16 protein-coding genes and 1 pseudogene are annotated in these 24,687 nt (G+C 69.6%); 10 read left to right on the top strand and 7 right to left on the bottom strand.

Going from position 1 to position 24,687, the window contains the following annotated elements; translation table 11 throughout:
* The first annotated feature begins 152 nt into the window (after window positions 1-152).
* Window positions 153-1,271 carry an NAD(P)H-dependent flavin oxidoreductase gene (locus FB390_RS06390; RefSeq protein WP_067786751.1) on the top strand — a complete coding sequence of 373 codons (1,119 nt, stop codon included), beginning with the start codon at window positions 153-155 and terminating at the stop codon, window positions 1,269-1,271.
* Here the strand turns inward: FB390_RS06390 and FB390_RS06385 are convergent, their stop codons facing one another.
* Together FB390_RS06385 and FB390_RS06380 are read right to left on the bottom strand one after the other, a co-directional pair.
* The gene (locus FB390_RS06385) at window positions 1,272-2,249 is read right to left on the bottom strand and encodes a DUF5996 family protein (protein ID WP_141808113.1); all 978 of its coding nucleotides are present in this window, start codon (window positions 2,247-2,249) and stop codon (window positions 1,272-1,274) included.
* Window positions 2,250-2,617: 368 nt separating this feature from the next.
* Window positions 2,618-3,394, bottom strand: coding sequence for a FadR/GntR family transcriptional regulator (locus FB390_RS06380; protein WP_141808112.1), 777 nt, complete (start codon window positions 3,392-3,394; stop codon window positions 2,618-2,620).
* Between the two features lie 389 nt (window positions 3,395-3,783).
* Between FB390_RS06380 and FB390_RS06375 the strand changes: the two are divergent.
* Window positions 3,784-5,437 (top strand): annotated as a pseudogene (locus tag FB390_RS06375) (flavin-containing monooxygenase).
* Here FB390_RS06375 and FB390_RS06370 read toward each other — a convergent pair.
* Window positions 5,403-5,990, bottom strand: coding sequence for a GDSL-type esterase/lipase family protein (locus FB390_RS06370; protein ID WP_141808111.1), 588 nt, complete (start codon window positions 5,988-5,990; stop codon window positions 5,403-5,405). The pseudogene FB390_RS06375 and the gene FB390_RS06370 sit on opposite strands and share 35 nt — an antisense overlap.
* Before the next feature lie 102 nt (window positions 5,991-6,092).
* On the opposite strand from FB390_RS06370, the gene FB390_RS06365 reads away from it, so the two are divergent.
* The 3 genes from FB390_RS06365 to FB390_RS06355 are packed head-to-tail and all read left to right on the top strand — an operon-like array spanning window position 6,093 to window position 9,994.
* The gene (locus tag FB390_RS06365; RefSeq protein WP_141808110.1) at window positions 6,093-6,866 is read left to right on the top strand and encodes a 2OG-Fe(II) oxygenase; all 774 of its coding nucleotides are present in this window, start codon (window positions 6,093-6,095) and stop codon (window positions 6,864-6,866) included.
* Window positions 6,853-7,578, top strand: a complete 726-nt coding sequence (locus FB390_RS06360; protein WP_246123883.1) for an SDR family NAD(P)-dependent oxidoreductase — start codon at window positions 6,853-6,855, stop codon at window positions 7,576-7,578. The genes FB390_RS06365 and FB390_RS06360 overlap by 14 nt, the downstream gene beginning before the upstream one ends.
* A 43-nt stretch (window positions 7,579-7,621) precedes the next feature.
* A complete protein-coding gene (locus FB390_RS06355; RefSeq protein ID WP_141808109.1) occupies window positions 7,622-9,994 on the top strand; it encodes a lysylphosphatidylglycerol synthase transmembrane domain-containing protein in 2,373 nt (790 codons plus the stop codon).
* Between the two features lie 25 nt (window positions 9,995-10,019).
* Here FB390_RS06355 and FB390_RS06350 read toward each other — a convergent pair whose 3' ends face one another.
* Window positions 10,020-10,706 (bottom strand): methyltransferase domain-containing protein, encoded by a 687-nt coding sequence (locus tag FB390_RS06350; protein WP_141808108.1) that lies wholly within the window; start codon window positions 10,704-10,706, stop codon window positions 10,020-10,022.
* A gap of 107 nt (window positions 10,707-10,813) precedes the next feature.
* Between FB390_RS06350 and FB390_RS06345 the strand changes: the two genes are divergently transcribed.
* Window positions 10,814-11,389 (top strand): TetR/AcrR family transcriptional regulator, encoded by a 576-nt coding sequence (locus FB390_RS06345; RefSeq protein WP_141808107.1) that lies wholly within the window; start codon window positions 10,814-10,816, stop codon window positions 11,387-11,389.
* 41 nt (window positions 11,390-11,430) lie between these two features.
* Here the strand turns inward: FB390_RS06345 and FB390_RS06340 are convergent, their stop codons facing one another.
* Together FB390_RS06340 and fadD5 are read right to left on the bottom strand one after the other, a co-directional pair.
* Window positions 11,431-12,033: a cysteine hydrolase family protein gene (locus FB390_RS06340; RefSeq protein ID WP_141808106.1), complete on the bottom strand. Its 603-nt coding sequence runs from the start codon at window positions 12,031-12,033 to the stop codon at window positions 11,431-11,433.
* Window positions 12,034-12,114: 81 nt separating this feature from the next.
* Window positions 12,115-13,686, bottom strand: a complete 1,572-nt coding sequence (gene fadD5, locus FB390_RS06335; RefSeq protein WP_141808105.1) for a fatty-acid--CoA ligase FadD5 — start codon at window positions 13,684-13,686, stop codon at window positions 12,115-12,117.
* A 408-nt stretch (window positions 13,687-14,094) separates the two neighbouring features.
* Between fadD5 and FB390_RS06330 the strand changes: the two genes are divergently transcribed.
* Window positions 14,095-15,066 carry an NAD(P)H-dependent flavin oxidoreductase gene (locus tag FB390_RS06330; RefSeq protein WP_185756955.1) on the top strand — a complete coding sequence of 324 codons (972 nt, stop codon included), beginning with the start codon at window positions 14,095-14,097 and terminating at the stop codon, window positions 15,064-15,066.
* Between the two features lie 995 nt (window positions 15,067-16,061).
* Here the strand turns inward: FB390_RS06330 and FB390_RS06325 are convergent.
* Window positions 16,062-17,039, bottom strand: coding sequence for an MBL fold metallo-hydrolase (locus tag FB390_RS06325; protein ID WP_246123882.1), 978 nt, complete (start codon window positions 17,037-17,039; stop codon window positions 16,062-16,064).
* Between the two features lie 256 nt (window positions 17,040-17,295).
* Here FB390_RS06325 and FB390_RS06320 point away from each other — a divergent pair, with 256 nt between their 5' ends.
* The 3 genes from FB390_RS06320 to FB390_RS06310 are packed head-to-tail and all read left to right on the top strand — an operon-like array spanning window position 17,296 to window position 24,685.
* A complete protein-coding gene (locus FB390_RS06320) occupies window positions 17,296-17,535 on the top strand; it encodes an acyl carrier protein (RefSeq protein WP_246123881.1) in 240 nt (79 codons plus the stop codon).
* The gene (locus FB390_RS06315; RefSeq protein WP_141808102.1) at window positions 17,532-22,970 is read left to right on the top strand and encodes a type I polyketide synthase; all 5,439 of its coding nucleotides are present in this window, start codon (window positions 17,532-17,534) and stop codon (window positions 22,968-22,970) included. The genes FB390_RS06320 and FB390_RS06315 overlap by 4 nt, the downstream gene beginning before the upstream one ends.
* A complete protein-coding gene (locus FB390_RS06310; RefSeq protein ID WP_246123880.1) occupies window positions 22,967-24,685 on the top strand; it encodes a fatty acyl-AMP ligase in 1,719 nt (572 codons plus the stop codon). Before FB390_RS06315 ends, FB390_RS06310 begins: the two co-directional genes overlap by 4 nt.
* Window positions 24,686-24,687 lie beyond the last annotated feature (2 nt).

Below are 24,687 nucleotides of genomic sequence, written 5' to 3'. Positions count from 1 at the left end.
GCGATACCCGCGGTGTGCGGCGGATTCGGCCGGTCGGGGCGGCAGTCCGTCGCCCGCGAGGCGAAACCCGCGTGGCAACTATGTAACCCGTTCTAGAACGTCCGCGGCCGCTGCGATCCGGTCACGGCGTAGGTAAGGGAGACCAGCACCCGATGCGTACCGAAATCTGCGACCGGCTGGGGATCGAGTTCCCCATCTTCGCCTTCACCCACTGCCGCGACGTGGCGGCCGCGGTCAGCAATGCCGGTGGGCTCGGCGTCCTCGGCGCGGTGGGCTTCACCGCCGAGCAGCTCGAGGTCGAGCTCGCCTGGCTGGACGAGCACGTCAACGGCGTGTACGGCGTCGACCTGGTGATCCCCTCCAAGTACGAGGGCAAGGGCATCGACGATCTGACCCCCGAGCAGCTGGAAGCCAAGCTCGGCGAGATGGTGCCCCAGGGCCACCGCGACTTCGCGGAGAAGATCCTGGCCGATCACGGCGTCCCGCGCCTGCCCGCGGAGGAGCACCACAACCAGCTGCTCGGCTGGACCGCGACCACGGTGGCCCCGCAGATCGAGGTCATCCTGAAGCATCCCAAGGCCAAGCTGGTCGCCAACGCGCTCGGCACGCCGCCCGCGGACGTGATCGAACAGATCCAAGGCTCCGGCAGGCTGATCGGCGCGCTGTGCGGTTCGGTCAAGCACGCGCTCAACCACAAGGCCGCGGGCTTGGACTTCGTGGTCTGCCAGGGCACCGAGGGCGGCGGCCACTGCGGCGAGATCTCGTCCATGGTGCTGTGGCCGCAGGTCATCGATGCGATCGGCGATATGCCGATGCTCGCCGCCGGTGGTATCGGCGACGGGCGTCAGGTCGCGGCGGCCATGGCCATGGGCGCGGCAGGCGCCTGGACCGGCTCGCTGTGGCTGACGGTCGAGGAGGCCAACGTGCCGCCCGCGCAGATGCAGACCTACATCGACGCGAGCAGCCACGACACCGTGCGCTCGCGCTCGTGGACCGGCAAGCCGTGCCGCATGCTGCGCAACGACTGGACCGACGCGTGGGAGTCGGCCGACACCCCGGACCCGCTGCCGATGCCGCTGCAGATGATGGTGGCGCTCGACGGCGTCAAGCGCGGCCACCGGTACCCGGAGGCCGCGAAGGACGTCAACTTCAATCCGGTCGGTCAGGTGGTCGGCATGATGACCAAGGTGGAGCGATCCGCCGATGTCGTCCAGCGGCTGATCAACGAGTACGTCGAGGCGTGCGACCGCCTCAACAAGCTCAACGGCTGATCACGCGGGCCATTCCGGCCAGCGCGCCGCCTTCTGCTCCAGCACCGGATCGGTGATGCCGCCCCAGCAGGCCAGCCGGTCGGCATCCCATCCGGCGAGCTCGGAGCCGTTGGCGTAGACGGACTGGAAGAACTCCAGTGCCGCGCCCACCGGGTCGCCGGTGCGGCGCGCGGCGTCGTAGGCGTAGTAGGCGGAATGGCCCGATCCGGATTCGACCCAGTGCGCGCCCGCGGGCTTCAGCGTCCGGTCCGCGAGTCCGTCCGGTTCCGGCGCGACGTAGGAATAGAAGGTCGGCTCGGGAACCTTGTCGTCGCCGAACCAGAACCCGGCGCTGATCACCTCGCGCGAATAGGCCTCGCGGGTAACGGAATCGACGGCCGCCGGTAGGTCGATCTGCCGGGGCGAGAATCGCTGCACCGCGAGATCGAAGGTATGCCAGAACAATTGGACGGGGCTGATCTTGCCGGAGTAGGTGGCGCTGAACTCCTCCAATATCCGCCCGACCTGGCTGAGCACGCGAAAAGCCCTGCGCGCCTTGTCCGGGTCGTAGGCGGCGTGGTCGGTGTCCTCTTCGAACGGCCGGTCGGAGTCGGGCAGGTCGAACGGATGTGGATGCGGCATGACGACCTGGATGCCGAGGTCGCCGAGTCCGCCCATCACGTCGGTGTAGAAGGTCGCGACGGACTGCTGGAGCAGATCGATCTCCACCTCGACGCCGCGATCGGTCGCGATGCGCAGCACGTGGTCGAAGAAGTCGAAGGAGCAGGTGAACACCGGTCCGTTGCGTGCGGTGCCGAGCGGAACGGTGGTCCAGCCGCGGGCGGTCAGCCGGAAGGTCATGTGCCACCAGTGGTTGCGGCGGATGCCTTTGGCCAGGGCGACCTTGCCGACCACCTGGGCGAAACGGTGCAGCGTGTCCTTGGTCGGACGCCAGGATTCCAGCGGTATGGCGGGCAGCGATTCTGCTGACTCGGTCATGACGAAAACGGTACGACCGACTCCGGCAATGCGCTAGCAAATCGTGCGGCCTGCCCGCCCCGCCATCGCCACCCGGCCAGTCCGATGACGGGACGGCCCGACGCCGTGCGCTGCGGCGCCGAGTCCGCGGGTCGCCGCATGCCGTCGAGGATCCGGCCGCACCCATCACGCCTCCCCGTGATCGGACAGCGGCAGCGGTGGCCCCGAGCGCGTCGGCGACGCCGTCCAGCCAAATTCAGCATACCTGTCTCAGACGCAAAGGTCTCGGATATGTAATGAACAAGTGACCAGGTCGCCGAGCGGCCGCGAATCGCGCGACCGCTCGGGACAGACCTACTCAGACAGCCTGTTTTGTACGTTTTGCCGGATCAGGCGGTCGCCGCGCGCGCTTCCTCGGCCTCGGCCTCCCCGCCGCCGAGCAGTTCCTCGAACCGGGCGATGACCTTGTCGTGGTACATCCCGAACAGGTCCTCGAACAGCGCGAGCTGCGCCTCCGACGGGCCGGAGCCGGATTCCCAGACCGCGACGAGCGCCCGCCACACCAGCACGTGCAGGTCGGCCGCGCCCGCGAAGTACGCCTCGATCGCCTCGGGCACCTCGAGCACCATCTCGCCGATAGTGTTCATGATCGCGCGCTGCATGCTCAGCCCGAGCGCGGTCAGCAAACGCCGGACCAGAGCGACCTCGATGGCGAGGATCTGGCGGTAGTCCGGAACCTCCAGGCGGGCAAGGGCTTCCAGTTCGTCGATGGCCGCCTTCAGCTCGGCCGGGTCGATCTCCTGTTCGCTCGCGGTGTAGGCGAGCAACGCCTCCATGACGATTCCGCGCTGCACGTCGACGATGTCGTGGAACATCTCGATCGCGACGTCCGGCATCGGCACCGAGAAACGGAACAGATGGCGGTACACGTCGAGGCCGCCCGCCTCCCGTACGTCGCGGATGGTGAAACCCTTACCGCGACGCGCCTCGACGAATCCATACGATTCCAGCCTGCCCAAGGTCAACTGCGCGGTCGCGCGATTCATATCGAATTCTTCGGCGACCTGGCGGACCGACGGCATCAAATCCCCCGGCTGATATTCCCCCGCGGCAACCCGGCGCGCCAGCTCGTCGGCAACGTCGGCGACTACCGTTTGGGATCCCATCGGATGCCACCTTTCGACTGTTTCCCAATACGTCCCAGACAGTCTAAAGCCTGCTGTGCGAGACCGCACCTGTGTAACACCGATCGGCGCGCAGTGTGAGGTGATTCATCCCAGTGCACCGCGCCAGTGTCCGGAAGTCGAAGAGATCGCACACGATCCGACGTCCGCTCCGCCGGGTCCTCGGACACCGATCCATCAGTTTCGCGATCCCGACTAGGCCGGGGTTTCCATGGGTTGACCTGCACGAAGTCGGTGAAGATCGTGCTGGATTCCCGTCTGGGACACTGCTACTCTCGCGATTGGGCGTACCTCCGCATCGGCTCCGGCTATGCGCGGGCTGACGGACATCGTCCGCGGCGCCCGCGAGGTCCTACCAACGGAGGTGAGTCGTGTCGACCGCAGCAAGCCCGCGTCCTGTCGAGCGACCGGAGTTCGAGGTCGCGATCATCGGTGCGGGGCCGGGCGGCATCGCCGCGGGCGTGAAGCTGAAGATGGCGGGCATCGACGATTTCGTCGTACTCGAGCGTGCCGGCGAGGTGGGCGGCAGCTGGCACGAGAACCACTACCCCGGCCTCGGCGTGGACATCCCGTGCTACGCCAATGGGCGCAGCCGGACGTAGTCCGCCCACAGACCGCGCACGGCCGGAGCGAAGGCGGAGGTACGCCTACCAGTATTCGTTCGCGCGAAATCCGGAGTGGTCCAGGCTGTTTCCGCGCGGCGCGGAGGTGAAGCGGTATCACGTCGAGGTGGCGCGCCGCTTCGGGCTGTACCCGCACATCCGGTTCGGCAACACCGTCGAATGCGAGGAATGGGACGACGAGGCGCACCTGTGGCGGCTTCACCTCGCGGACGGCGGAGTCCGAACGGCCAGATTCTTGATCAGCGCGGTCGGCGCGTTCGTGCGGCCGAAGGACGATCCAGGCATACCCGGCGTGCGGTCGTTCCGCGGCAAGATCCTGCGTCCTTCGGACTGGGATCACGACTACGACCTGCGCGGCAAGCGGGTGGCGGTGATCGGCACCGGCGCGAGTTCGGTGCAGATCGTGCCGTCCATCGCGCCGGAGGTCGGCGCGCTCGCGGTCTTCCAGCGCACGCCGGTGTGGTGTGTCCCGAAGCCGGATTTCCCGGTGCCCGCTGCCATGCGCGCGATCGCGGCGGTACCGGGTGTGGTGGCCGCGGGACACGGCGCGGCGCTCGTCGCGATCGACGCCGTGCTGCGCACCGGCACGTCGGCTCCACTCTGGCTGGCCAAGCCCGCCATGCGCGCACTGGACGGCGCGGCCGTCGCAGCCTATCGGCGGTATTTGAATCTGGTTGTCCGCGACCGGGATACCGCGCGCCGGTTGACACCGAACTACGGACCGATCGCCAAGCGGCCCACCATGTCGACGGGCTACCCCCTCGCGTTCAACCGGGAGAACGTCGAGCTGGTGACCGACGGGATCGAGCGAATCACGGAGGCGGGCATCCGAACTCGCGACGGCGCGCTGCGCGAGTTCGACGCGATCGTGCTGGCCACCGGCTACGAGGTCTTCTCCGATCCGGAGACCTACCGACCGGGGACCATCGTCGGACGTGACGGGTTCGATCTGGGCGTCTTCTGGTCCGAGCGCGGATTACAGGCCTACCAAAGCGTTTCGGTGCCGGGTCTGCCCAATCGCTGGACCCTCGTCGGGCCCTACTCGTGGACCGGAAGCGGCTGGCACGCCTTCGTCGAGATGACCGCAGACCACGCCGTCCGCGCGATCACCGAGGCCAAGCGGCGCGCGGCGACCGCGGTGGAGGTGAAGCGCGCCCGGCACGACGCCTACCACCGCGACATCCATCGCAAGGGCGCCGCGCTGCGGTACTACCTGGCCGAACTCAACGGACACGTGCCGACCTACTACCGAAACTCGCGCGGCGACACGACCTATGTGCGCCCGTCCGGATTCTTCGAGGCCCGGCGCGGAAATCGCCGTTTCCCGTTGGACGACTACGACTATCGGCAACTGAGCTCCGAAACGCTCAGCGGGACAACCACTCCAGCCAGACCGGCATGATCAGCGCCGCGATCGCGTCGTAACCGGCCGCGCCCGGGTGCGCGCCGTCGCCTTCGCGCACCTCCCGCATCCACACCTCGTTCGCGCGCAGTTCGTGGTGCACGCGGGCGTACGGCGTTCCGGCCCCGGCGCAGATCTCGGCGAAACGCTCGTCGAGATGGGCGATCCTGACGTTGTGGGCGTCGTCGTCGACGGGCGGCGGCGCGACAACCATTGTCTGCCAACCGCGCTCGGCGGCGACCGCCAGCACGTTGGTCAGGTTGGCTACCGATTCACCGGGATCCACTCGCGGCGAGCCGTTTTCGAGCACGGTGTCGTTCACGCCGAACGAGAAGACCACCCTGGCGTCGGTTCCCTCGGGCAGCCGCGGCGTGCACTCGGCCTGCCAGCGCGCGACGATGTCCGCCGAGGTCTCGCGCCGCACGCCGAGGTTGTATCCGGTGAACGGCATGGCCGCGGGGCCGAGACGGCCGACCCAACCGAGGCAGCGGGGATCGCCGACACCGGCGACGAACGAGTCACCGACGAAGCAGATGCGAAGATCACGAGCCACCAATAGATCCTCCCGTGAGCGGTCCCGCCGCGGAATCCCGGCCGCTCGAAATTCGGCGGGCGAAGGCAATAAGATCGGCGTGTTCGTCTGGGAGGGAGTGACGTGTCAGGGGAAACGGTGAGTCAGGCGCCCGCGTGGTTCACGGAGTTGTTCGCGCATCGGCGCTGGATCCGGCGATCGGGGCCGTTTCCACACGTGTACGTGCGCGACGTCTTCGTCGAGGACTTCTACCAGCGACTGGCCGACGAATACCAGCGGGTGCTCGGCGCGCGGGCCAGCGCGTTCTCGCGCGTGGCCGACAACTACAGCGCCGATGGCATTCCGCTCGCCGACCTGCGCAACGGACCGCTCGCGCTGTTCACCTCGCGGGAATGGCACGACCTCATCGCGTCGGTGGCCGGGGTGGAGGTCACCGGCGACGTGGAGGGCTCGATCCACCACCATCGGCCGGACAGCCCGGCGGGCTGGCCGCACAACGACCTGAATCCGGCATGGTTCGCCGGTCCCGCCCCGGGCCCGGGTGAGGTGCGGTTACCGGACCCGAGCGTCGACACCAAGACGGGGGCGAAGTCCGACGGCGTCACCGCGCGGGAGACGGTGCGCGCCGTCGCGGTGCTGTTCTATCTGGGCAATCCGGGATGGCAGCCGGGCGACGGCGGCGAGACCGGCTTGTACGCCAATATCGCCGACCCGGCGCCGACGCTCGCGGTGCCGCCGCTGGACAACTCGATGGTGCTGTTCGAGTGCACGCCGCGGTCCTGGCACACCTACCTCGGCTACAACCGAGCGCCGCGCAGCAGCATCGTGATGTGGCTGCACCGGTCGAAGGACGACGCGGTCCAGCGTTGGGGAGGAGATCGCATTGTCCAGTGGTAACCGACGGGTCTGCCTGCTCACCGGCGCGGGCGGCCTCTTGGGCGACGCCTTCTGCCGCGCGCTCTACACCGCCTACGACATCGTCGCCGTCTGCGGCACCCGCATACCGGCGACGCCGTCGCAGCACGAGTGGTTCGTGGATCCCTTCGATCCGCAGGGCACGGTGCCGGAGAACGATTCCCGGGTCTTCCTGATCCGTTCCGATCTCACCGCGCCGGGCGAGGTCGACCGGGTCATCGATCTGGCGCTCGCCAAGTTCGGCGGCGTCGACCTGCTGGTCAACAATGCCGCGAGCCTGCGGCTGCATCCGCAGGGCATCGTCGACGGCGACTCCGCGATCGACGACTTCGAACCGCAGTTCGCGCTGAATGTGGGCGTGCCGCTGCGGCTCTCGGCCCGGTTGGCGCAGCGCGGCTGGATGCACGACATCGACGGCAACCGCGCGCGCAACCGCAACATCGTCAACGTCTCCAGCCTGTCCGGCTCCAACGTCTACCCCGGCGGCCAAGCGGTGTACGCCGCCTCCAAGGCGGCGCTGAACCATTTGACCCGGCACCTGGCCGCGGAGTTCGCGGAGTTCGGTGTCCGCGCCAACGCGGTCGCTCCCGACAGCTTTCCGGCCCGGGTGCCGACGGAGAAGGTGTTGCAGGCGATCCTCGAACTGGACACCGGCGCGATGACCGGCGGCGTGTACAGCGTCGTCGCCAATTGAGCCCGCCCGGCCGCGGCGGGGCCGCCTCTGGCAGGGTGAACACATGCGAGTCGACGGGCGGGAGATCCCGGTAACGGGTAGTCTCCTGCAGCCGCTGATCCGGCGGACCACGGACATCGTCCGGGTCATGCTCGCTGCGCTGTGGCTGGGTGTGGTCATCGCTGCCTCGGTGATCACCCGGCCGGAATGGCTGGCGCTGGAAAGCTCGGTGTCCGACATCGTCGACTTCCTCACCCCGGACCAGTCCAATCTGATCTACCTGATCTACGGCGTCGCGATCCTCATCCTGCCGTTCGCGATCCTCATCGAGCTGATCATCGGCAGGCAGTGGAAGCTGCTCGCGGGCTACGCCGCGGCCGGGCTGGTCGCCGGGCTGCTGCTCTCCATCACCGGCACCGGCATCTCCGCGCCGCAGTGGCACCTGCAGGTGCCCGATCGGCTCGACACCTTCCTCTCCCAGTTCCTCGACGACCCGCGCTGGATCGCCATGCTCGCCGCGGTGCTCACGGTCTCCAGCCCGTGGCTGCCGACCAAGCCGCGGCGCTGGTGGTGGTTCCTGCTGCTGGCCTTCGCGCCGATCCATCTGGTGGTCAGCACCGTGGTGCCCGCGCGGGCGATGTTCGGGCTCGCGGTGGGCTGGCTGGTCGGCGCGCTGATCGTGTGGGTGGTCGGTACTCCGGCGCTGGAGGTGCCGCTGGACGCGGCGGTGCGGGTGCTCGCCAAGCGCGGGCACACCGTCACCGGATTCACCGTGGTGCGACCGGCCGGCTCCGGCCCGCTGGTGCTCGCCGCCGACGTCACCGGCCCGGAGCGCGAGCTGACCGTCGAGATGTACGGCAAGAACCAGCGCAGCCACAGCGCGCTGCGCATGCTCTGGCGCTGGCTGACCTTCCGCAGCAGCGAGACCGGGGCGCTGCACGGCTCCATGCACCGTGCCGTCGAGCACCGCGCCCTGATGACGATCGCCGCGGGCGACCTCGAGCTCGCCGGTCAGCAGGTGGTCGCGGTGGCCGCGCTGGATCGCGGCTGGATGCTCTACGCGCATACCGACTCCGGCGGCGCCTCGATCGCCGAGACACCGATCGACCGGCTGCCGACGGTGTGGAAGGCGCTCGACGGGCTGCACGCCGGCCGGATCGCGCACGGCGACCTGCGTCCCGACGACATCCGCGTCACCGAGGACGCCGTGCTGTTCAGCGGTTTCGGCAACGCCGAGTTCGGCGCGTCGGACACCCAGATCCAGTCCGACATCGCGCAGCTGCTGGTCACCACGGCCGCTGTCTACGGCAAGGAATCCGCGGTGCGCGCCGCCATCGACGCGCTCGGCGAGCAGACCGTGCTCACCGCGACCCGCCGCCTCACCAAGTCGGCCATGCCGTCCGGTATCCGGGTCTCGATCCCGGAGTGGGGTTCGATCGTCTCCGAGACCCGCGACGAGGTGCGCGAGCAGACCGGCAAGGATCGGATCGAGGCCGATCAGATCACCCGGTTCTCCCGCAACCAGATCATTCAGCTGGTGCTGCTGATCGGCCTGGTCTACGTGGCGTACCCGTTCATCAGCCAGGTCCCGACCTTCTTCACCCAGCTGAAGACGGCCAACTGGTGGTGGGCGCTGCTCGGGCTCGCCGTCTCCAGCCTCACCTACATCGGCGCCGCGGCCGCGCTGTGGGCGTGCGCCTCCGGCATGGCGAACTTCCGCAACCTGGTCGTCATGCAGATCGCCAACACCTTCGCCGCGACGACCACGCCCGCGCGCGTCGGCGGTCTCGCCTTGAGTGTGCGGTTCTTGCAGAAGAGCGGACTCGGCGCGGTGCGAGCCACCGCCGCCGTCGCGCTGCAGCAGGCGGTGCAGGTGATCACCCACGTCAGCCTGTTGATCCTGTTCAGCATCGTGGCGGGGACCTCGGCGGACCTCTCGCACTTCGTGCCGGACCCGACCGTCATCTATCTGGCCGCCGGTGTCGGTGTCGGCATCATCGGCACGTTCATGTTCGTGCCGAAACTGCGTCGCTGGCTGAACAATTCGGTCCGGCCGCAACTCCAGGAAGTGCTCGGCGAACTGGGCCAGCTGGCACGGGACCCGAAGCGGTTCGCCATCATCGTGGCGGGCTGTGCCGCCATCACGCTCGGCATGGCGGGTGCGCTGTGGGCCAGCGTGGAGGCATTCGGCGGCGGCACCACGTTCGTCACCGTCACGATCGTCACCATGATCGGCGGCACGCTCGCCTCGGCCGCCCCGACCCCCGGCGGCGTCGGCGCCGTCGAGGCGGCGCTGATCGGCGGTCTGGCCGCCTTCGGCCTCCCCGCGAACATCGCCGTGCCCGCGGTGCTGCTCTACCGCGTACTCACCTGCTGGCTGCCGGTGTTCTGCGGCTGGTTCACCATGCGCTGGATGACCGCGAAGAACATGATCTGATTCGCTCCGTGTCTGCGCGGCCTTGCTACTTCGTCGCGAGAAGGACTCCGGCGATCGGCGGGACGGTTTCGAATTCGATCGAGCGGAAACCGGCCTCCGACAAGGTTTCTCGATAGCGGCGGATGTCGATGGCGGCGAGCGGGTCGGCGTGCTGTCCGGTCGCGTCGCCGGTGCGGTGCGCCGCGAAGCGTGACATCGTGCGGATCACCGCGGGCAGGACCCGCCCAGACGGGTGGGTGTCGGCGAGCAGCAGACGGCCGCCGGGGCGCAGCACGCGGTACATGTGGGCCAGGGCGGCTTCGCGCTGGGTCTCCGGGATGTGGTGCATGACGAACGTGCAGGTCACCACGTCGAACCAGGCGTCGGGGTGGTCGAGGGTCTGCGCGGGGCCGAGTTCGAAACGGCAGTTCGGCTGGGTCGTCCGCGCGGTGGCGTAGGCGATCATCCGCGGTGACGGGTCACGGCCGACGACCTCACCGGCCGGGCCGACGCGGTCGGACAGCGCGCGGGCGAGATCGCCAGGGCCACAGCCGATATCGAGTACGCGGTCGCCGGTGGCGGCGCCACTGCGGACGATGAGCGCGGCATCGAGCGCGCGCCCGCGACCGAGCAGGAACGCGGAGCGGACGAGTCGGTAGCCGCGCGGGCGGGTGATGAGCAGGCCGATCTCGGCGGCTTGGTCGTTTGTGGACTGTTGTGTGTTTCCGGACATATGTTCATGATCGAAGGTGGTCGCCGCGGCGACCAGAAGCAGAAGCACGGAATCCGTCCGGTTCGGGACAACACCGCCCGATCCGTCCGGGAACGCGGGAATCGATGATGAACGAGAAAACCGACCGCCGGGTGCGGCGGACCAGGGCGACGTTGCACCGGGCGCTGATCGAACTGCTGCTGGAACGTCCCTACGAGCGAATCACGGTGCGCGACATCCTGGATCGCGCGGACGTCGGACGCTCCACCTTCTACGCGCACTTCCGCGACAAGGACGACCTGCTGCTGGTGAGCAGCACCGAGTACCTGCGCGCCGCCATCACCGCGGCCCGTCCGGAGGACCCCGCCGCGCCGCCACCCTCGGCGCCGCTCGCACCGCTCTACACGCTCTTCGGGCTTGCCGCGGAAAATCCCGAGGTCTACCGGGCGCTGCTCGGCCGCAAGGCGGGCGGTCAGCTGCTACGCGCCACCCGCGGCATGGTCGGCCGGGTGCTCACCGAACAACTGTCCGGGCGCTTCGCCATGGACGACGAGGAGTTCACGGCGATGGTGAACTTCCTGTCCTGGGGCGTGGTCGGCACGCTCGGCGCGATCGCCGACGCGGACCCGCCGATTCCGGCGGAGGTCGCCTATCGGCGCTTGGCGGAGCTGGTCGGGCCCGGGCTACTCGACCGGCTTCGCTGAACGCCCTGTCGGCGAGCAGCAGTCGACCACCGATCCGCGGATCAGCGGCGGACGAGGTCGAGGGCTTCGGCGGCGGTCAGGCAGCCCGCGGTGACCAGTTCGAGGTTGGCGAGGGCGGCCTCGTGGGCGGCGGGCTCGGCGGCGGTGACGCAGTCGGCGATCGGATGCACCGTGAAGCCGAGATCCGTTGCGTGGCGGGCGGTCTGCTCGACGGTGAGGTTGGTGGCGACGCCGGTGAGGAACAAGGTGTCCAGGCCGTGCTCGGTCAGCCAGTCGGGTAGGCCGCTGCCCGCGAGCCCGGAGAGCTTCTGATTGTCGTATACCGCGCTCGGCTGATCCTTCATCTCCGTGATGACTTGCGCGCCGGGCGATTCCGGACGAAATTCGGTCTGCGCCGCGCCCACCGACCGCATGAAACCGGTGTTGCGCACCAGAGCGCCCTCGCCGACGGGGATGGTGAACCGGGTGAAGATCACCGGAAGATCGGCTTCGGCGGCCGCGTCGTGGAAGTCCACCGCGCGCGGCACGACACCGCTCGCCGCGACCGGCCCGGCCAGCATCGGGCCGAAGAAGCCTTCGGGCCGAACGATGTTCACCTGCCAGTGCAGGGCCAGCACGGCGGCGCGGATGCGGGGGATCGCCATGCCTCGATACTCACGCATCCGCGCCGCGCGTGTGGCCGATTTCCACCACCCAGTTCGTGGAAATCGGCGTACGCGCAGGGATCAGGACGAATAATCCTTGCGCAGCTCTACTTTCACGACCTTGCCGCTCGCGTTGCGCGGCAGTTCCGGCACGATCACCAGATCCTTGGGGTGCTTGTAGCGGGCCAGGTTCTCGTTGAGGAACGGCTCCAGCTCCGCGAGGGTGAGCTCGGCGTCCGGGTCGATCAGTGCGACGACCGCGACCGGCACCTCGCCCCACTTCTCGTGCGCACGAGCGATCACCGCGGCCTCGCGGATCTTGGGGTGCCCGAAGAGCACGTTCTCCACCTCGGCGCAGTAGATGTTCTCGCCGCCGGAGATGATCATGTCCTTCTTGCGGTCGACCACCCAGACGAATCCCTCCTCGTCCGTGCGGACCAGGTCGCCGGAGTGGAACCAGCCGCCGGCGAACGCCTCCGCGGTGGCCTCGGGCTTGTTCCAGTAGCCCTGCATGAGAGTCGGTCCGCGGTAGACGATTTCGCCGACCTCGCCCGGTGCGACGTCGTTCATCTCGTCGTCCACGATGCGGGCCTGGATGGTGGGGATCGGCTTGCCGACCGAACCGAGTTTGCGCAGCGCGTCCTTGCCCTCGAGCACGCAGGTGATCGGCGACATCTCGGTCTGGCCGAACACCGCGACGTTGGCGGCGTTCGGGAAGCATTCCGCCATGGCGCGCAGCACCGAGTCCGAGGCGGGCGCGGCGCCCCAGCTGAGCATGGTGAGCGCGAGCTTGCGGTCCTTCACGGTGGGCTCGGCGCAGATGGCCTGCCACTGCGCAGGCACGCAGAACGCGGTGGTGGCCTGTTCCTTCTCCACGGCGTCGAGGAACTCGGTGGGATCGAACGCGCCGAGGGGGTGCAGCACGGTCTTGCCGCCGAGCAGGAAATACGGTGCGAGACTGCCGAGTCCGGCGATGTGGAACAGCGGCGAGGTGCAGAAGCCGACGGATTCGGGGCTGAGGTTCATGGCCCGGATACAGGTCAGCGCCTGCGCGTTCATGTTCGCGTGCGAGAGCACGGCGCCCTTCGGGCTGCCGGTGGTGCCCGAGGTGTACATGATCAGCGAAGGAGTGTCCTCCGGGATGTCCAGCGGCGTGTGGGGCGTCCCCTCCTCGGCCAACACGTCGTCGTATCCGAGCACGCCTTCCGCGCTCTTGCCGCCGATCACGACGCAGGTCTCCAGCACCGGTGACTGCGCGAGCACGGCGGTGGCCAGCGGCTGCAGGACCGTGTCGGTGACGATGGCCTTCGCCCCGCTGTCGCCGACGATGTAGGCGACCTCCGGCGGGGTGAGCCGGAAGTTCACCGGCACCGCGATGGCGCCGAGCGCGTTGATGCCGAAGACCGCTTCGATGTATTCGGGGTAGTTCAGCGCGAGGAGGAGGACCCGATCGCCGAACCCGACACCGCGCCTGGCCAGCGCGTCGGCGAACTTCTGCGAGCGCTCGTGCAGCTGCTGCCACGTCGTGTCCACGCCACGGAACCGCAGGGCGACCGCGTCCGGGCGCATCTGCGCGTGGGCGGCGATCTGGTTGTTCCAGTGGTTGCGCCGCGACCTGATCGGCTCGTCGAGCGCTTGTGCACCGGTGGTCATGCCACGTACTCCTCTCGGACCGCCTACAGCGTCCGCCGGGTGGCCGACCGCATGGGCGGGCTGAATTGAGACGAGAATAACAACTAACATAACCGTGCGGCAAGAGATCAAGAGATGAATCGGCGTTAATTGACTCAGTGCCGTATCGGAGCCTATGAAAATGCTTCTAGCTGCGGCTTCATCTGCGACTACCGCGTTCTGAGCGACTCCCCGCAGGCACTTTCCCTCTTTAGCCATGCGAACGGCGACTCACTTACCAGTTGAACGTGAGTCGACCCTCGTGTCACGATCGTGCCGTCGGGGCGGACCGGCACGCCGTCGCAGGCATGCGGTGAGACAAGCCGTCGCGGTGGGACAGAACAGCGGTGCGCGATCCACGGACGCCGCCGTCACACGGAGGAGAGCGCAATGCTGCGGACCAGGTTCACCGAGGAATTCGGGATCGAGCACCCGATCGTGCAGGGCGGCATGATGTGGGTCGGCCGGGCCGAGCTCGTCGCCGCGGTCGCCAACGCGGGCGGACTCGGTTTCATCACCGCGCTGACCCAGCCCACCCCCGACGATCTGCGCAGGGAGATCGAGCGCACCCGCGAGCTGACCGACAAGCCGTTCGGCGTGAACGTCACCATCCTGCCCTCGATCAACCCGCCGCCGTACGCCGAATACGTGCAGGCAATCATCGAGAGCGGCGTAAAGATCGTCGAGACGGCGGGCAGCAATCCGGAACCGTTCCTGCCGTACTACAAAGAGGCGGGCGTCAAGGTCCTGCACAAGTGCACCAGCGTGCGGCACGCGCTCAAGGCGCAGAAGATCGGCGTCGACGGCGTGAGCATCGACGGGTTCGAGTGCGCGGGTCATCCCGGTGAGGACGACATCCCCGGCCTGATCCTGATCCCGGCTGCGGCCCGTGTCCTGGAGATCCCGATGATCGCCTCCGGCGGCATCGCCGACGCCCGCGGCTTGGTCGCGGCGCTCGCCCTCGGCGCGGACGGCGTCAACATGGGCACCCGCTTCCTGTGCACCGCGGAGTCGGCGATCGACCAGAAGGTCAAGGAACAGATCGTCGCCAACAGCGAACTCGACACGCAGCTGATATTCCGCACCATGCGCAACACCGCGCGCGTCGCGGACAACGAGATCAGCCGCAAGGTGGTCGAAATCGAGAAGGCGGGCGGCACTTTCGAGGACGTGCGCGAGCTGGTCGCGGGCGCACGCGGCCGCCGCGTCTTCGAAGAGGGCGACCTGGACGCGGGCATCTGGTCGGCGGGCCTGGCCCAGGGCCTGATCCACGACATCCCGACCTGCGGCGAACTCATCGCCCGCATGGTGTCCGAGGCCGAACAACTCATCACCGCCCGCCTCGCCGACGTCGTCGCCTGAGGACGGGCGAATTCGACGGTAGTCGAATGGTTGCGTATCAAGATCGAAAAGCAGCCATATGACTACCGTCGAATCCATTTCTCTATCGACGGTAGTCAAATGGTGGAAGCCCCCTAGACAGACGCAACAGAACACCTCACACGACCACCCGGAAACGCAACCACAGCCGGTCGACCACGCCGGAACCCGAACCCGCGCTCGACAACTGCGGGAGGTAAGCCGGGTACGGCACCCAACGCGCCCAGCACCGCTCAGAGGCAAACCTGGGTAGGCCGAACCACTCGGAACCTCGACACCGGGGAACCGTCCCCCAACGCCGCCGAAATCCCAACGCACCGTGCGTCGACCACCGAGCCCGCACCCCGGCGAGAATCGCCGCCGACACCCCTTGGGTTGCCGCCCAGCGTGACTCGAACGCCGTGCGCGGCAAGCGGACCCCGGGGCGTGGCGCGATGCCAGGCCGCTGCCCAGCAACCGGCACCACGCCGCCTGCCGCGCGGACCGCGGCTCTGCTTGGGCGTCTTGGCCGAACAGCCGTGCCGCTCAGTGCGGCAGAAGCCCTGCGCGGCAGATGACGCCGCAGGCGCGTCGCGGGACGCCAGGCCGTTGCCCAGCACGCGGCGCCAGGCCGCGGACGCCACGCGGATCACGGCGCGCTCGAACGCCTACGCCGGCAACAGTGTCACTCAACGTAATCCGAAGCCGTGCGCGACAAGCGAACCCCGGGGCGTGGCGCGATGCCAGGCCGCTGCCCAGCAACCGGCACCACGCCGCCTGCCGCGTGGACCGGCTCCGCGCAAACGCCTACGCCGGCAACAGTGTCACTCAACGTAATCCGAAGCCGTGCGCGACAAGCAGCACCCCATCACGTGGCGCGATGCCGGGCCGTTGCCCAGCAACGACACCACGCCGCCTGCCGCGGAGCCCGGCTCCGCGCGAACGCCTACGCGGACACTGTTGCAACTCAGCGCACTGGGAGGCGGCGGGCGGCGGCCTCAGCGCGATGGGTTGCGGGCGGCGCGGGCGGTTACGGCGGCGTGGTCGTGGCCCGCGACGATCTCGATGTCGTCGGGGAGGGCGTGCAGGCGGTGGATGACGGCGAAGGCGGCGTCGCGGTCGGAGTCGAACAGTTGGCCGGGCATGGGGGCTTTTTCGCGTAGCAGCTCGATTTGGAGTTTGCTCCATACGGCGTCGCCCGCGAGCAGCACGCGGGTGCCGTCGTCCACCGCGAGCAGCACGCCGATGCTGCCCGGGGTGTGGCCTGCCAGGTCGAGCAGCAGTACCGAACCGTCGCCGAACAGGTCCTTGCTGCGCGGGAAGGTCAGCACCGGAGGGCCGTCGAGTTCGAAGGGGTCGAAGGTGCGACCGCGCAGGGGGCCGCGCGCCACGCCGACGGGTGCGTGCGCGCCGAGCATGGCCCACGCGTGTTCGGCGGCGGGCAACCGGACCGGCACCTCGGCGGGCAGCTCGAGCAGGCCCGACACGTGATCCCAGTGCAGGTGCGTGGGAATCACGAAATCGATGTCGCTGCCCGCCATGTCATGCGCCGCCAGCGCGTCGGACAGGCCGAGCACCGGTTTGTCCGGCGCGACGAGCAGCGGCACGGGGAACGGCAGCTCCGGTATCACCCGATCGTGCACGCCGGAGCACAGCGCCGGGTCGACGATGAACCTCGCCTTCGGGTGCTCGATCAGGAACGCGGACATGATCAACGACAGTTCTCGCAGACTGCGCACGCCCTCGGCGACGATGGTCTCCGGTGCGGTCATGTCGCCCTGTGCGAGCACCGTCAGCCGGACGGTCGCGGCGGGGCGCGGCGGCTCGGCGACGGTCAGCCGGGCCAGCAGGTCGGTGTCGGGGCGACGGGGGCGCAACAGCTTGGCCGGAGTCGCGGCGAGCGCGGCGCAACAGCGCAGCACGGTGGGCAGGGTCGGCGTCCGCTCGGCGCGCGTCGCACGGTCGGGTTCGAGCACGGTTGTCACGGTAGGTGATGGGCCGGTTTCCGGAAAGCATCCGGCCGACACGCGGGGGCCGCGAGAACTCTTGGCGTGTCGCCAAACGCGCAGGCCGACAGCGGAAAACGGACGTTTTCCGGCCTGTTCCGGTACGGCATAATCGCGGGGGTACCGTTCCCGGGCCGCAAACCGCCGGGAGACGGGGAGGGAGGACGAGATGCGGCCCAGTCAGCCGGACGGGCGAAGTGATACCACCGGAAACGGCCATACCGGTGTGCGCGATCGACGTGCCGCGCTCACCGACGCCGCCGTCACGGCGATCGCCGAGTTACTCGGCGTCGCGCCCGCCGCGGTGTCCACCCGAACGCCGTTCGCCGAGCTCGGGCTGAGCTCGACGCAACTGGCGCGGCTGACCGCACGACTCGAGGACGCGATGGGCGTCGAGGTGTCGCTGGAAGCCGTGTACGACCACCCCGATATCGAGCAGTTGGCCGAGTTTCTCGCGATGCGATGACCGCACGCACTCCGTCCACGCAGCCATCGGTCGCCATCGTCGGCATGGCGTGCCGGGTGCCCGGCGCGGCGGGCCTGGACGAATTCTGGCGGCTGCTGATGGCCGGGCGCGATGCCACCGGCGATCCACCTCCGGGCCGGTCGGTGACCAGGCGCGCGGGCTATCTCGACGACATCGAGTGGTTCGACAACGACTGGTTCGCCATCTCCGCGCGCGAGGCGGCGCTGATGGACCCGCAGCAGCGGGTCGCGCTGGAAGTCTCCGTCGAAGCGCTCGACGACGCCGGAATCGGTTATCGCACACGAGGTTCCGATGCGGCCGTGGTGTTCGGCGCGTGCGGCTACGACCACGGCGTCACGGTGCTCGGCGGCGGTGAGCAGGACGCGCCGTACGCGGTGACGGGATCGGCGCTCAGCATCATCGCCAACCGGCTGTCCTACGCGCTGGACCTGCACGGGCCGAGCCTGGTGGTGGACAGCGCGTGCTCGTCCTCTCTCGCGGCGGTCGACATCGCCCTGCGGCTGCTCGCGGACGAGACCGTGCCCTTCGCGATCGTCGGCGGCGTGAATCTGACGCTGCTGCCGCACACCTCGGACTATCTGGCCGAGAGTGGATTCCTGGCCGAGGACGGACGTTGCAAGCCGTTCTCCGCCGCGGCCGACGGCTACACGCGCAGCGACGGGTGCGGCGTGCTCGTCCTCCAGCGCACCGCGGACGCGCGGCGCGAGGGAAACCGGGTGTACGCCGAGATCCTCGGGGCTGCGGTCGGTTCCGACGGCCGCTCGAACGGCCTCTACGCGCCGAACGGACGCGCCCAGCGAGAGACCCTGCGCGCCGCGTGGTCCCGCGCCGGTCTCGACCCGCGCGGCGCGGGCTACATCGAATGCCACGGGACCGGAACGGCTCTCGGCGACGCGGTCGAGGTCGGCGCGTTGGCATCCGTGCTCGGCGAGGGCGGGGAAACCTGGATCGGGTCGGTGAAGTCCAATCTCGGCCACCTCGAGGCGGCGGCGGGCGTGACCGGGTTGATCAAGACCGCGCTCTCGATCCACCGCGGCGTCATCGCGCCGACCATCCATTTCGACGCCCCGAATCCGCTGCTGAAGCTGACGGAGCGCGGGCTGCGGGTGCCGACGGAGCCGGTCGACTGGACGGCCGCGCCGGAGGAGCGGCTGGCCGGAGTCAGCTCGTTCGGATTCGGCGGGACCAACGCGCACGTCGTGCTGCGCGGGTATCCGGAGTCGGCGGCGTCGCGGGGTGAGGAGCCGCCGGTGCTGATTCCGGTGACCGGGCGCGACGTTGCCGATTTGCAGATCCAGGCGCTGGCGTTGGCGCAGCGGTTGGACTCGGAGGGTGAATTGCCGGTGTTCGACGGCGAACCCCTCACGGCTACCCGACCGGTACTCGACAGCGGATCCCCCACGGCTACCCGACCGGCACTCGACGGCGAACCCCTCACCCCTACCCGACCGGTACTCGATCGCAAGCCCTCCACGACTGCCCCACCAACACTTGACGAGGTAGCCGCGACAGCGGACGCAACCGAACGGACGGCACGAGCGTCGTCGAGCGGATGGTGCCGCAGTTCCGCGACCGCCATCGCGGAAACCACTACGTCCGAACGCATTCCCGGTCTCGATCCGACGGCACGAACTACCGGCGAATACGAAACCGCCACGACAACAGGCCATTCCACTGCCACAGCAGCCCTTCGCCCCCTCGCTGCGGCCGCGGCCCGCCTACTCCCCGAGAACGCGCGCGCCAGCGTGATCGCGCACGATCGCGCGACGGCGGTCGCCGGACTGCGGGCATTGGCGCGCGGCGAGAGCGGTCCCGCGATCACCGGACCCGGCACGGTCCGGCGGCGCGGCGGTGTGCTGTTCCTGTTCTCGGGGCAGGGCGGGCAGCATGCGCGGATGGGGCGGGCGCTGGCGGCGCGCTATCCCGTGTTCGCACGTGCCCTCGCCGAGGCCACGGAAGCGATCGTGGCGCACGGTGGGCCGAAGGTCTGGACCCCGCGCTACGGGTTCGGTCTCGGCGAGGACGGGCGAGCCGCCACCGATCTGGTGCAGCCCGCGATCTTCGCCTACCAGGTCGCGGCGGCGAAGCTGTTGGAGTCCTGGGGAATTCGACCCGACGCGGTGGCGGGGCACAGTCTCGGCGAGATCGCGGCGGCGGCCGTGAGCGGCGCGTTGACGCTGCCCGACGCGGCGCTGGTGGCGGTGCGGCGCAGTCGTGCCCTCGCGACGCTCGACGGGCAGGGTGCGATGGCGTTGCTCGAGGCGACCCCGGACGAGACGGCGCGGCTGGTCGCGCCGGTGCGGACCGAGGTCGGAATCGCGGCGGTGAACGGACCTCGTTCGGTGGTGGTGTCGGGGACGCCGCGCTATATCGACACCGTCGTGCGACGGGCGAAGCGCCGCGGCATGTTCGCGCAGCGCATCGCCGTCGACTTCGCCGCGCACAGTCCGCAGGTCTCGCCCGTGCTGCCCGAATTCGTCGGCGGGCTCGGCGATCTGGCCCCGCGAACACCACACACGCCCGTCTACTCCACGACCCGTCGCGGCGCGGTGCTGACGACCGCCGCGCTGGATCGGGCCTACTGGGCCGAGAATGCCTCGGGCACCGTGGAACTCGCGGCCGCCCTGGAGCGCGCCGCCGCAGACGGACTGGCGACGGTGCTGGAGCTCGCGCCGCACCCCGTCCTCGCTCCGGCCGCCCGCGAGTATCCGGAATTCCGGGACGCCACGTACCCGATCGCCGATCGCGACGACGAAGCCGGAGCCTTCCTGCGCTGTCTGGCCGGGTTGTACGACGAGGGCCGGGCGCTCGACTGGTCGGCGAGCGGACCGTTCGTCGTTCCGCCGCCGCGCAGGCGTTGGCGGCGCGGCCAATTCGAGCTCATCACGCGACTCCGTAACGGTTCAACGGCAATCCCTTTCCGCACCGGCCCGCTGGAAGACCATGTGGTGCGTGGCGTTCCCACCGTGCCCGCCGTGCACTGGGTCCGGAGGCTGCTGCACCAAGCGCACAGTGCGGCGGCCGGGATGATCGCCGATTTCGTCGTCCACGAACGCGCCGACCTGTCCGTGCTTCCCGACGCCGACTACCGCACCGACGACGCGGGCGTCCGGGCGCAGGCGGGCGCGATGGTGCTCGCCTCGGCGCGGCCCGCACCCGGACCGACCCCCGCGGACATCGTCGCGTGGATGCGCGCCGTCGACGCCAATCGCGCCGCCCAGCACCGGATGCGGCCGCTGGCGGCAGCTTCGTTCTACGACATGCTGCGTCGCCGAGGACTCGAATACGGTCCGCGCTTTCGTCCATTGCGCGCCATCGCCGCCGCGCCAGGGTGCGCGATCGGCCATTTCGACGCCGCCGAATTGCACAGCGCCGCAACCCTGGACGGTTGCCTGCACCTGCTCGCCGCCGCGGCGGACGCGCTGCCCGACGGGCTCGTCCCGCTGCCCATCGCCATGGATACGGCGTGGGTGTCCACCGAGCCGGGGCGGGTGGTGGCCGAGGCGCACGCCGTCACCCGTGCGCGCACGGCGCGCGGGTTGATCGGCGACATCGTCGGCACCGATCAGCACGGCGTGCCGGTGCTGGCGTTCTCCGGCGTGCGGGTGCGTTTCGCGGACGCCGGGTCGATGGATCACGGGCGACTCGACGAGGATTTCGGCGAAGAGGAGCGCCCGGTCTTCCGCGTGGAAACGTGGCAGCCGATCCTCGAGACCGGATCAGCGAGCGAAAGTCTCGGCACCTCGCCAACCGACGCCGCGACGATCTATCCACCAACGGCGCGGAGAACGAGCCCGTCCCGTGCCCCGGACCCGAGGCGCGCGCTCGTGGTCGGGGAGTCCGATCTCGCCGTTCGACTCTCCCGCGCACTGGAGCGCACACTGCCGACCGAACGGATCGCACGGGAGCCCGACGCCGCGTCCGCCGTCCTGGCGTCGGTGCTGCTGGCGCGCGACGCCGCCGAGCGCATCGCGCTGGTGCTCGTCTGGCCCGAAGGCGGCGAAGTCGCGGCCGGGACGACCGCGGCCGGCCGCGTGCTCGACCTGCTGCAACGCGCGCAGTCCGATCCGGCGATCGGCTCGCTGACCGTCTTGCTTCCGCGACGAGCACGACACGACTTCACCGCCAACGCCCTGGCCGGGCTGACCCGGACGCTCCAGCTCGAATCCGGCCGTCCGGTGCGGCTGCTCTGGTCCGATACCGATGCGCGCACGCTGCCCCGGCTCGTCGAGCTGATCACCGAGGACACGCACCCGGCCGAACTCGCGGTGGCCGAAGGCGAACTGGCGATGCGGCGGTTCGTCCCTGCCGCGCCGGACGTCCCGCCCATCGTGATCGACCCGGACGGAACGTACGTGGTGACGGGCGGCCTCGGCGCGCTCGGCGCGGTCGCGGTGCGCTGGCTGCTGGACGCCGGCGCGCGCGACGTGGTGGTGCTGACGCGTTCACCCCGCCCGGTCCCCGCCGTGCTGGACGGCTCCGAGGACCACGTGGTCGTCGTCGGCTGCGACGTGGCCGATCGCAGCGACCTCGCCAACGCGCTCAACGACATTCGCGAATGCGGTTCCACCATCCGCGGCGTGGTGCACGCCGCGGGCGCGCTGGAGGACGCCGCCTTCGAGGCCGTCGACGCGGACCAGCTGGCCAGGATGTTCGCGCCGAAGGCAGGCGCCGCCGCCGACCTGGTGGCGCTGACGGCCGCCGACCCCACCGATTTCGTGCTCCTGTTCTCCTCGGCCACCGGCGCTTTCGGCGCGCCGGGCCAGGCGGCGTACGCGGCGGCCAACGCCGCGATGGACGCGGTCGCCGCCGCGGCGGGAGACCGCCGGGTGCTCAGCATCGGCTGGGGAGTGTGGGCGACGGGCCTCGCGGCGACGGCGGGCGGCGCGGAGCACCTGCGCCGTGCGGGGATCAACGCCCTCGACGCGGAGCGTGGCGCGGCGATGCTGGCCAAGGCCCTGCGGTACCGCGGACCGTATCTGCTCGCTCTGGACTACACGCCGACCGACGACCGGTCGCCGGTGGCGTCCCGGCTGCGCGAGCTCCTCGGCGAACCGTCTGCCTTCGAGAGATCACCGAATTCGGACGGTGTTTCCGCTGCGACGGTCGGTGGTCTGGGTTACCCGATCCGCCGATCCGACGGCGTCGCACCGGCCGAACCGGAGCCGATCGCCGCCGCCATTCGCCGGGTCCTGGCCGCCACCCTGGACCTTCCGGCCGAAACGATCGGTCCGACCGATGATTTCAACGATCTCGGTCTCAGCTCACTGCTCGCCATCGAGGTGCGCCGCACGCTGGAGGCGCGGCTGCGCATCGCGATCTCGACGGCCGAACTCTTCCAGCACCCCACCATCGCCGCCCTCGGCGCCGCGCTCGCCGACCGGGTCGCCGCGAACGACAGCGAGGCATCGTGACAGCCGAATTCCCCAGCCCGCTCGCCGCGCGTATCGCTGCGTGGGCGGCGACCAAGCCCGATGCCGAGGCGTTCGTCGAATTGCGCTACCGCGGAACGGCTTGCGACCCGCGTTCCCTGACATACGCGCAACTGCACCGCGCCGCAGGCGCACTCGCGCGGCAGCTCCGCGGGGCCACCGAACCGGGCGACCGCGTGGCGATCTTGTGCGCACACGGTCTCGACTACGTGGTGGCCTTCCTCGCCTGCCTCTATGCCGATCGCGTCGCGGTGCCGCTCTTCCCGGTCTCCGGCACGCGCAATACCGCGCGGCTCGAAGGCGCGCTCGCCGACTCCCGTCCCGCGCTCAGCCTGCTCTCCCCTGGCGACGCGGCGACCGAGGCGAGCATGGGTGCGGCGCTCGGCCACATTCACCGGCTGCCCGCCGAACCGACGACCGCGGAGACCGCGGATCCGGTGCTCGATCCCGTCGGCGCCGGGCCCGCGTATCTCCAGTACACCTCCGGCTCGACCAAGGCGCCCGCCGGTGTGGAGGTGAGTCACGCGAATCTCGGCGCGGCGCTCGGACAGCTCTGGACCGCGGTGCCCGCCGCGCGACACAAACCCATCGTCACCTGGCTGCCGTTCTTCCACGACATGGGCTTGGTGCTGGCGCTGGCACTGCCGCTGTATTCCGGCGTGCTCGGCGTGACCATGGCTCCGACGGAATTCGTCAAGCGCCCGATCCGGTGGTTGCGCGCCTGCGCCGACTACCGGGCGGGCACCACGGGCGCCCCGAATTTCGCGCTCGCGCTGGCTGTTTCGGGCACCACGCCGCAGGAACGCGAGCAGCTGGATCTCTCCGCCCTCGACGCGCTGCTCAACGGCGCCGAACCGATCCGCGCCGAGGTGCTGGAGCTGTTCTCGAAGACGTTCGCGGCCAACGGTTTCCGGCACTCCGCGCACACGCCCGGTTACGGCCTCGCGGAGGCGACGCTCACGGTGACGATCGGTGATCAAGCCGCCGACCCGGTGACGCACCGCTTCGATCGGGCGGGTCTCGCCGAAGGCAGGGCGATCGTCGACGAGACCGACGCCGGAATACCGCTCGTCGGCTGCGGCTTTCCGGCTGGACAGCGGGTCACGGTGGTCGATCCGGCCGCCCGAACCGAGCTGCCCGCTGCGATGGTGGGCGAGATCTGGGTGGCGGGCCCGAACGTCGGCGGGGGCTACTTCGGCAGGCACGCCGCGACCGACGAGACGTTCGGCGTCACGCTGGCGAGACGGTCCCAACGCTGGCTGCGCACCGGCGATCTCGGCTTCGTCTTCGAAGGCCAGCTGTACATCGCGGGCAGGCTCGACGACCTCATCGTGGTGGACGGCCGCAACCACTACCCGTCCGACATCGAATCGACGGTGACCGATCACGCGCCGGAAGTGCGTCCCGGCCACGTGACCGCCTTCGGCCACGACGACGGACGACGCGAGGATCTGGTGGTGGTCGCGGAACTCGCCGCGGCCGCCGCCGAAGCCGACGTGCTCGCGGAGATCGCGCGGCGAATCAGGGCCGCGGTGGCGACGGCGCACGAGGTGATGCCGGGTTCGGTCGTGCTCGTGGAGCCGGGCGGAATCCCCAAGACCTCCAGCGGAAAACTGCGGCGCGGCGAATGCCGCAGGCTCTTCGGCGCGGGCCGGCTTCCGCACCTGGTGACGATCGGCAACCGGCCCACGCCGTGAAC

The sequence above is a fragment of the Nocardia bhagyanarayanae genome, assembly GCF_006716565.1.
GTDB lineage: Bacteria > Actinomycetota > Actinomycetes > Mycobacteriales > Mycobacteriaceae > Nocardia > Nocardia bhagyanarayanae.
This window is presented reverse-complemented; position numbering and strand designations above follow the sequence as displayed.

Excerpts from the sequence above, each read along its gene's own strand:
- FB390_RS06390 (WP_067786751.1), top strand. The coding sequence starts at position 153 with ATGCGTACCGAAATCTGCGACCGGCTGGGGATCGAGTTCCCCATCTTC.
- FB390_RS06385 (WP_141808113.1), bottom strand. The coding sequence starts at position 2,249 with ATGACCGAGTCAGCAGAATCGCTGCCCGCCATACCGCTGGAATCCTGG.
- FB390_RS06380 (WP_141808112.1), bottom strand. The coding sequence starts at position 3,394 with ATGGGATCCCAAACGGTAGTCGCCGACGTTGCCGACGAGCTGGCGCGC.
- FB390_RS06355 (WP_141808109.1), top strand. The coding sequence starts at position 7,622 with ATGCGAGTCGACGGGCGGGAGATCCCGGTAACGGGTAGTCTCCTGCAG.
- FB390_RS06350 (WP_141808108.1), bottom strand. The coding sequence starts at position 10,706 with ATGTCCGGAAACACACAACAGTCCACAAACGACCAAGCCGCCGAGATC.
- FB390_RS06345 (WP_141808107.1), top strand. The coding sequence starts at position 10,814 with ATGAACGAGAAAACCGACCGCCGGGTGCGGCGGACCAGGGCGACGTTG.
- FB390_RS06340 (WP_141808106.1), bottom strand. The coding sequence starts at position 12,033 with ATGGCGATCCCCCGCATCCGCGCCGCCGTGCTGGCCCTGCACTGGCAG.
- fadD5 (WP_141808105.1), bottom strand. The coding sequence starts at position 13,686 with ATGACCACCGGTGCACAAGCGCTCGACGAGCCGATCAGGTCGCGGCGC.
- FB390_RS06330 (WP_185756955.1), top strand. The coding sequence starts at position 14,095 with ATGCTGCGGACCAGGTTCACCGAGGAATTCGGGATCGAGCACCCGATC.
- FB390_RS06315 (WP_141808102.1), top strand. The coding sequence starts at position 17,532 with ATGACCGCACGCACTCCGTCCACGCAGCCATCGGTCGCCATCGTCGGC.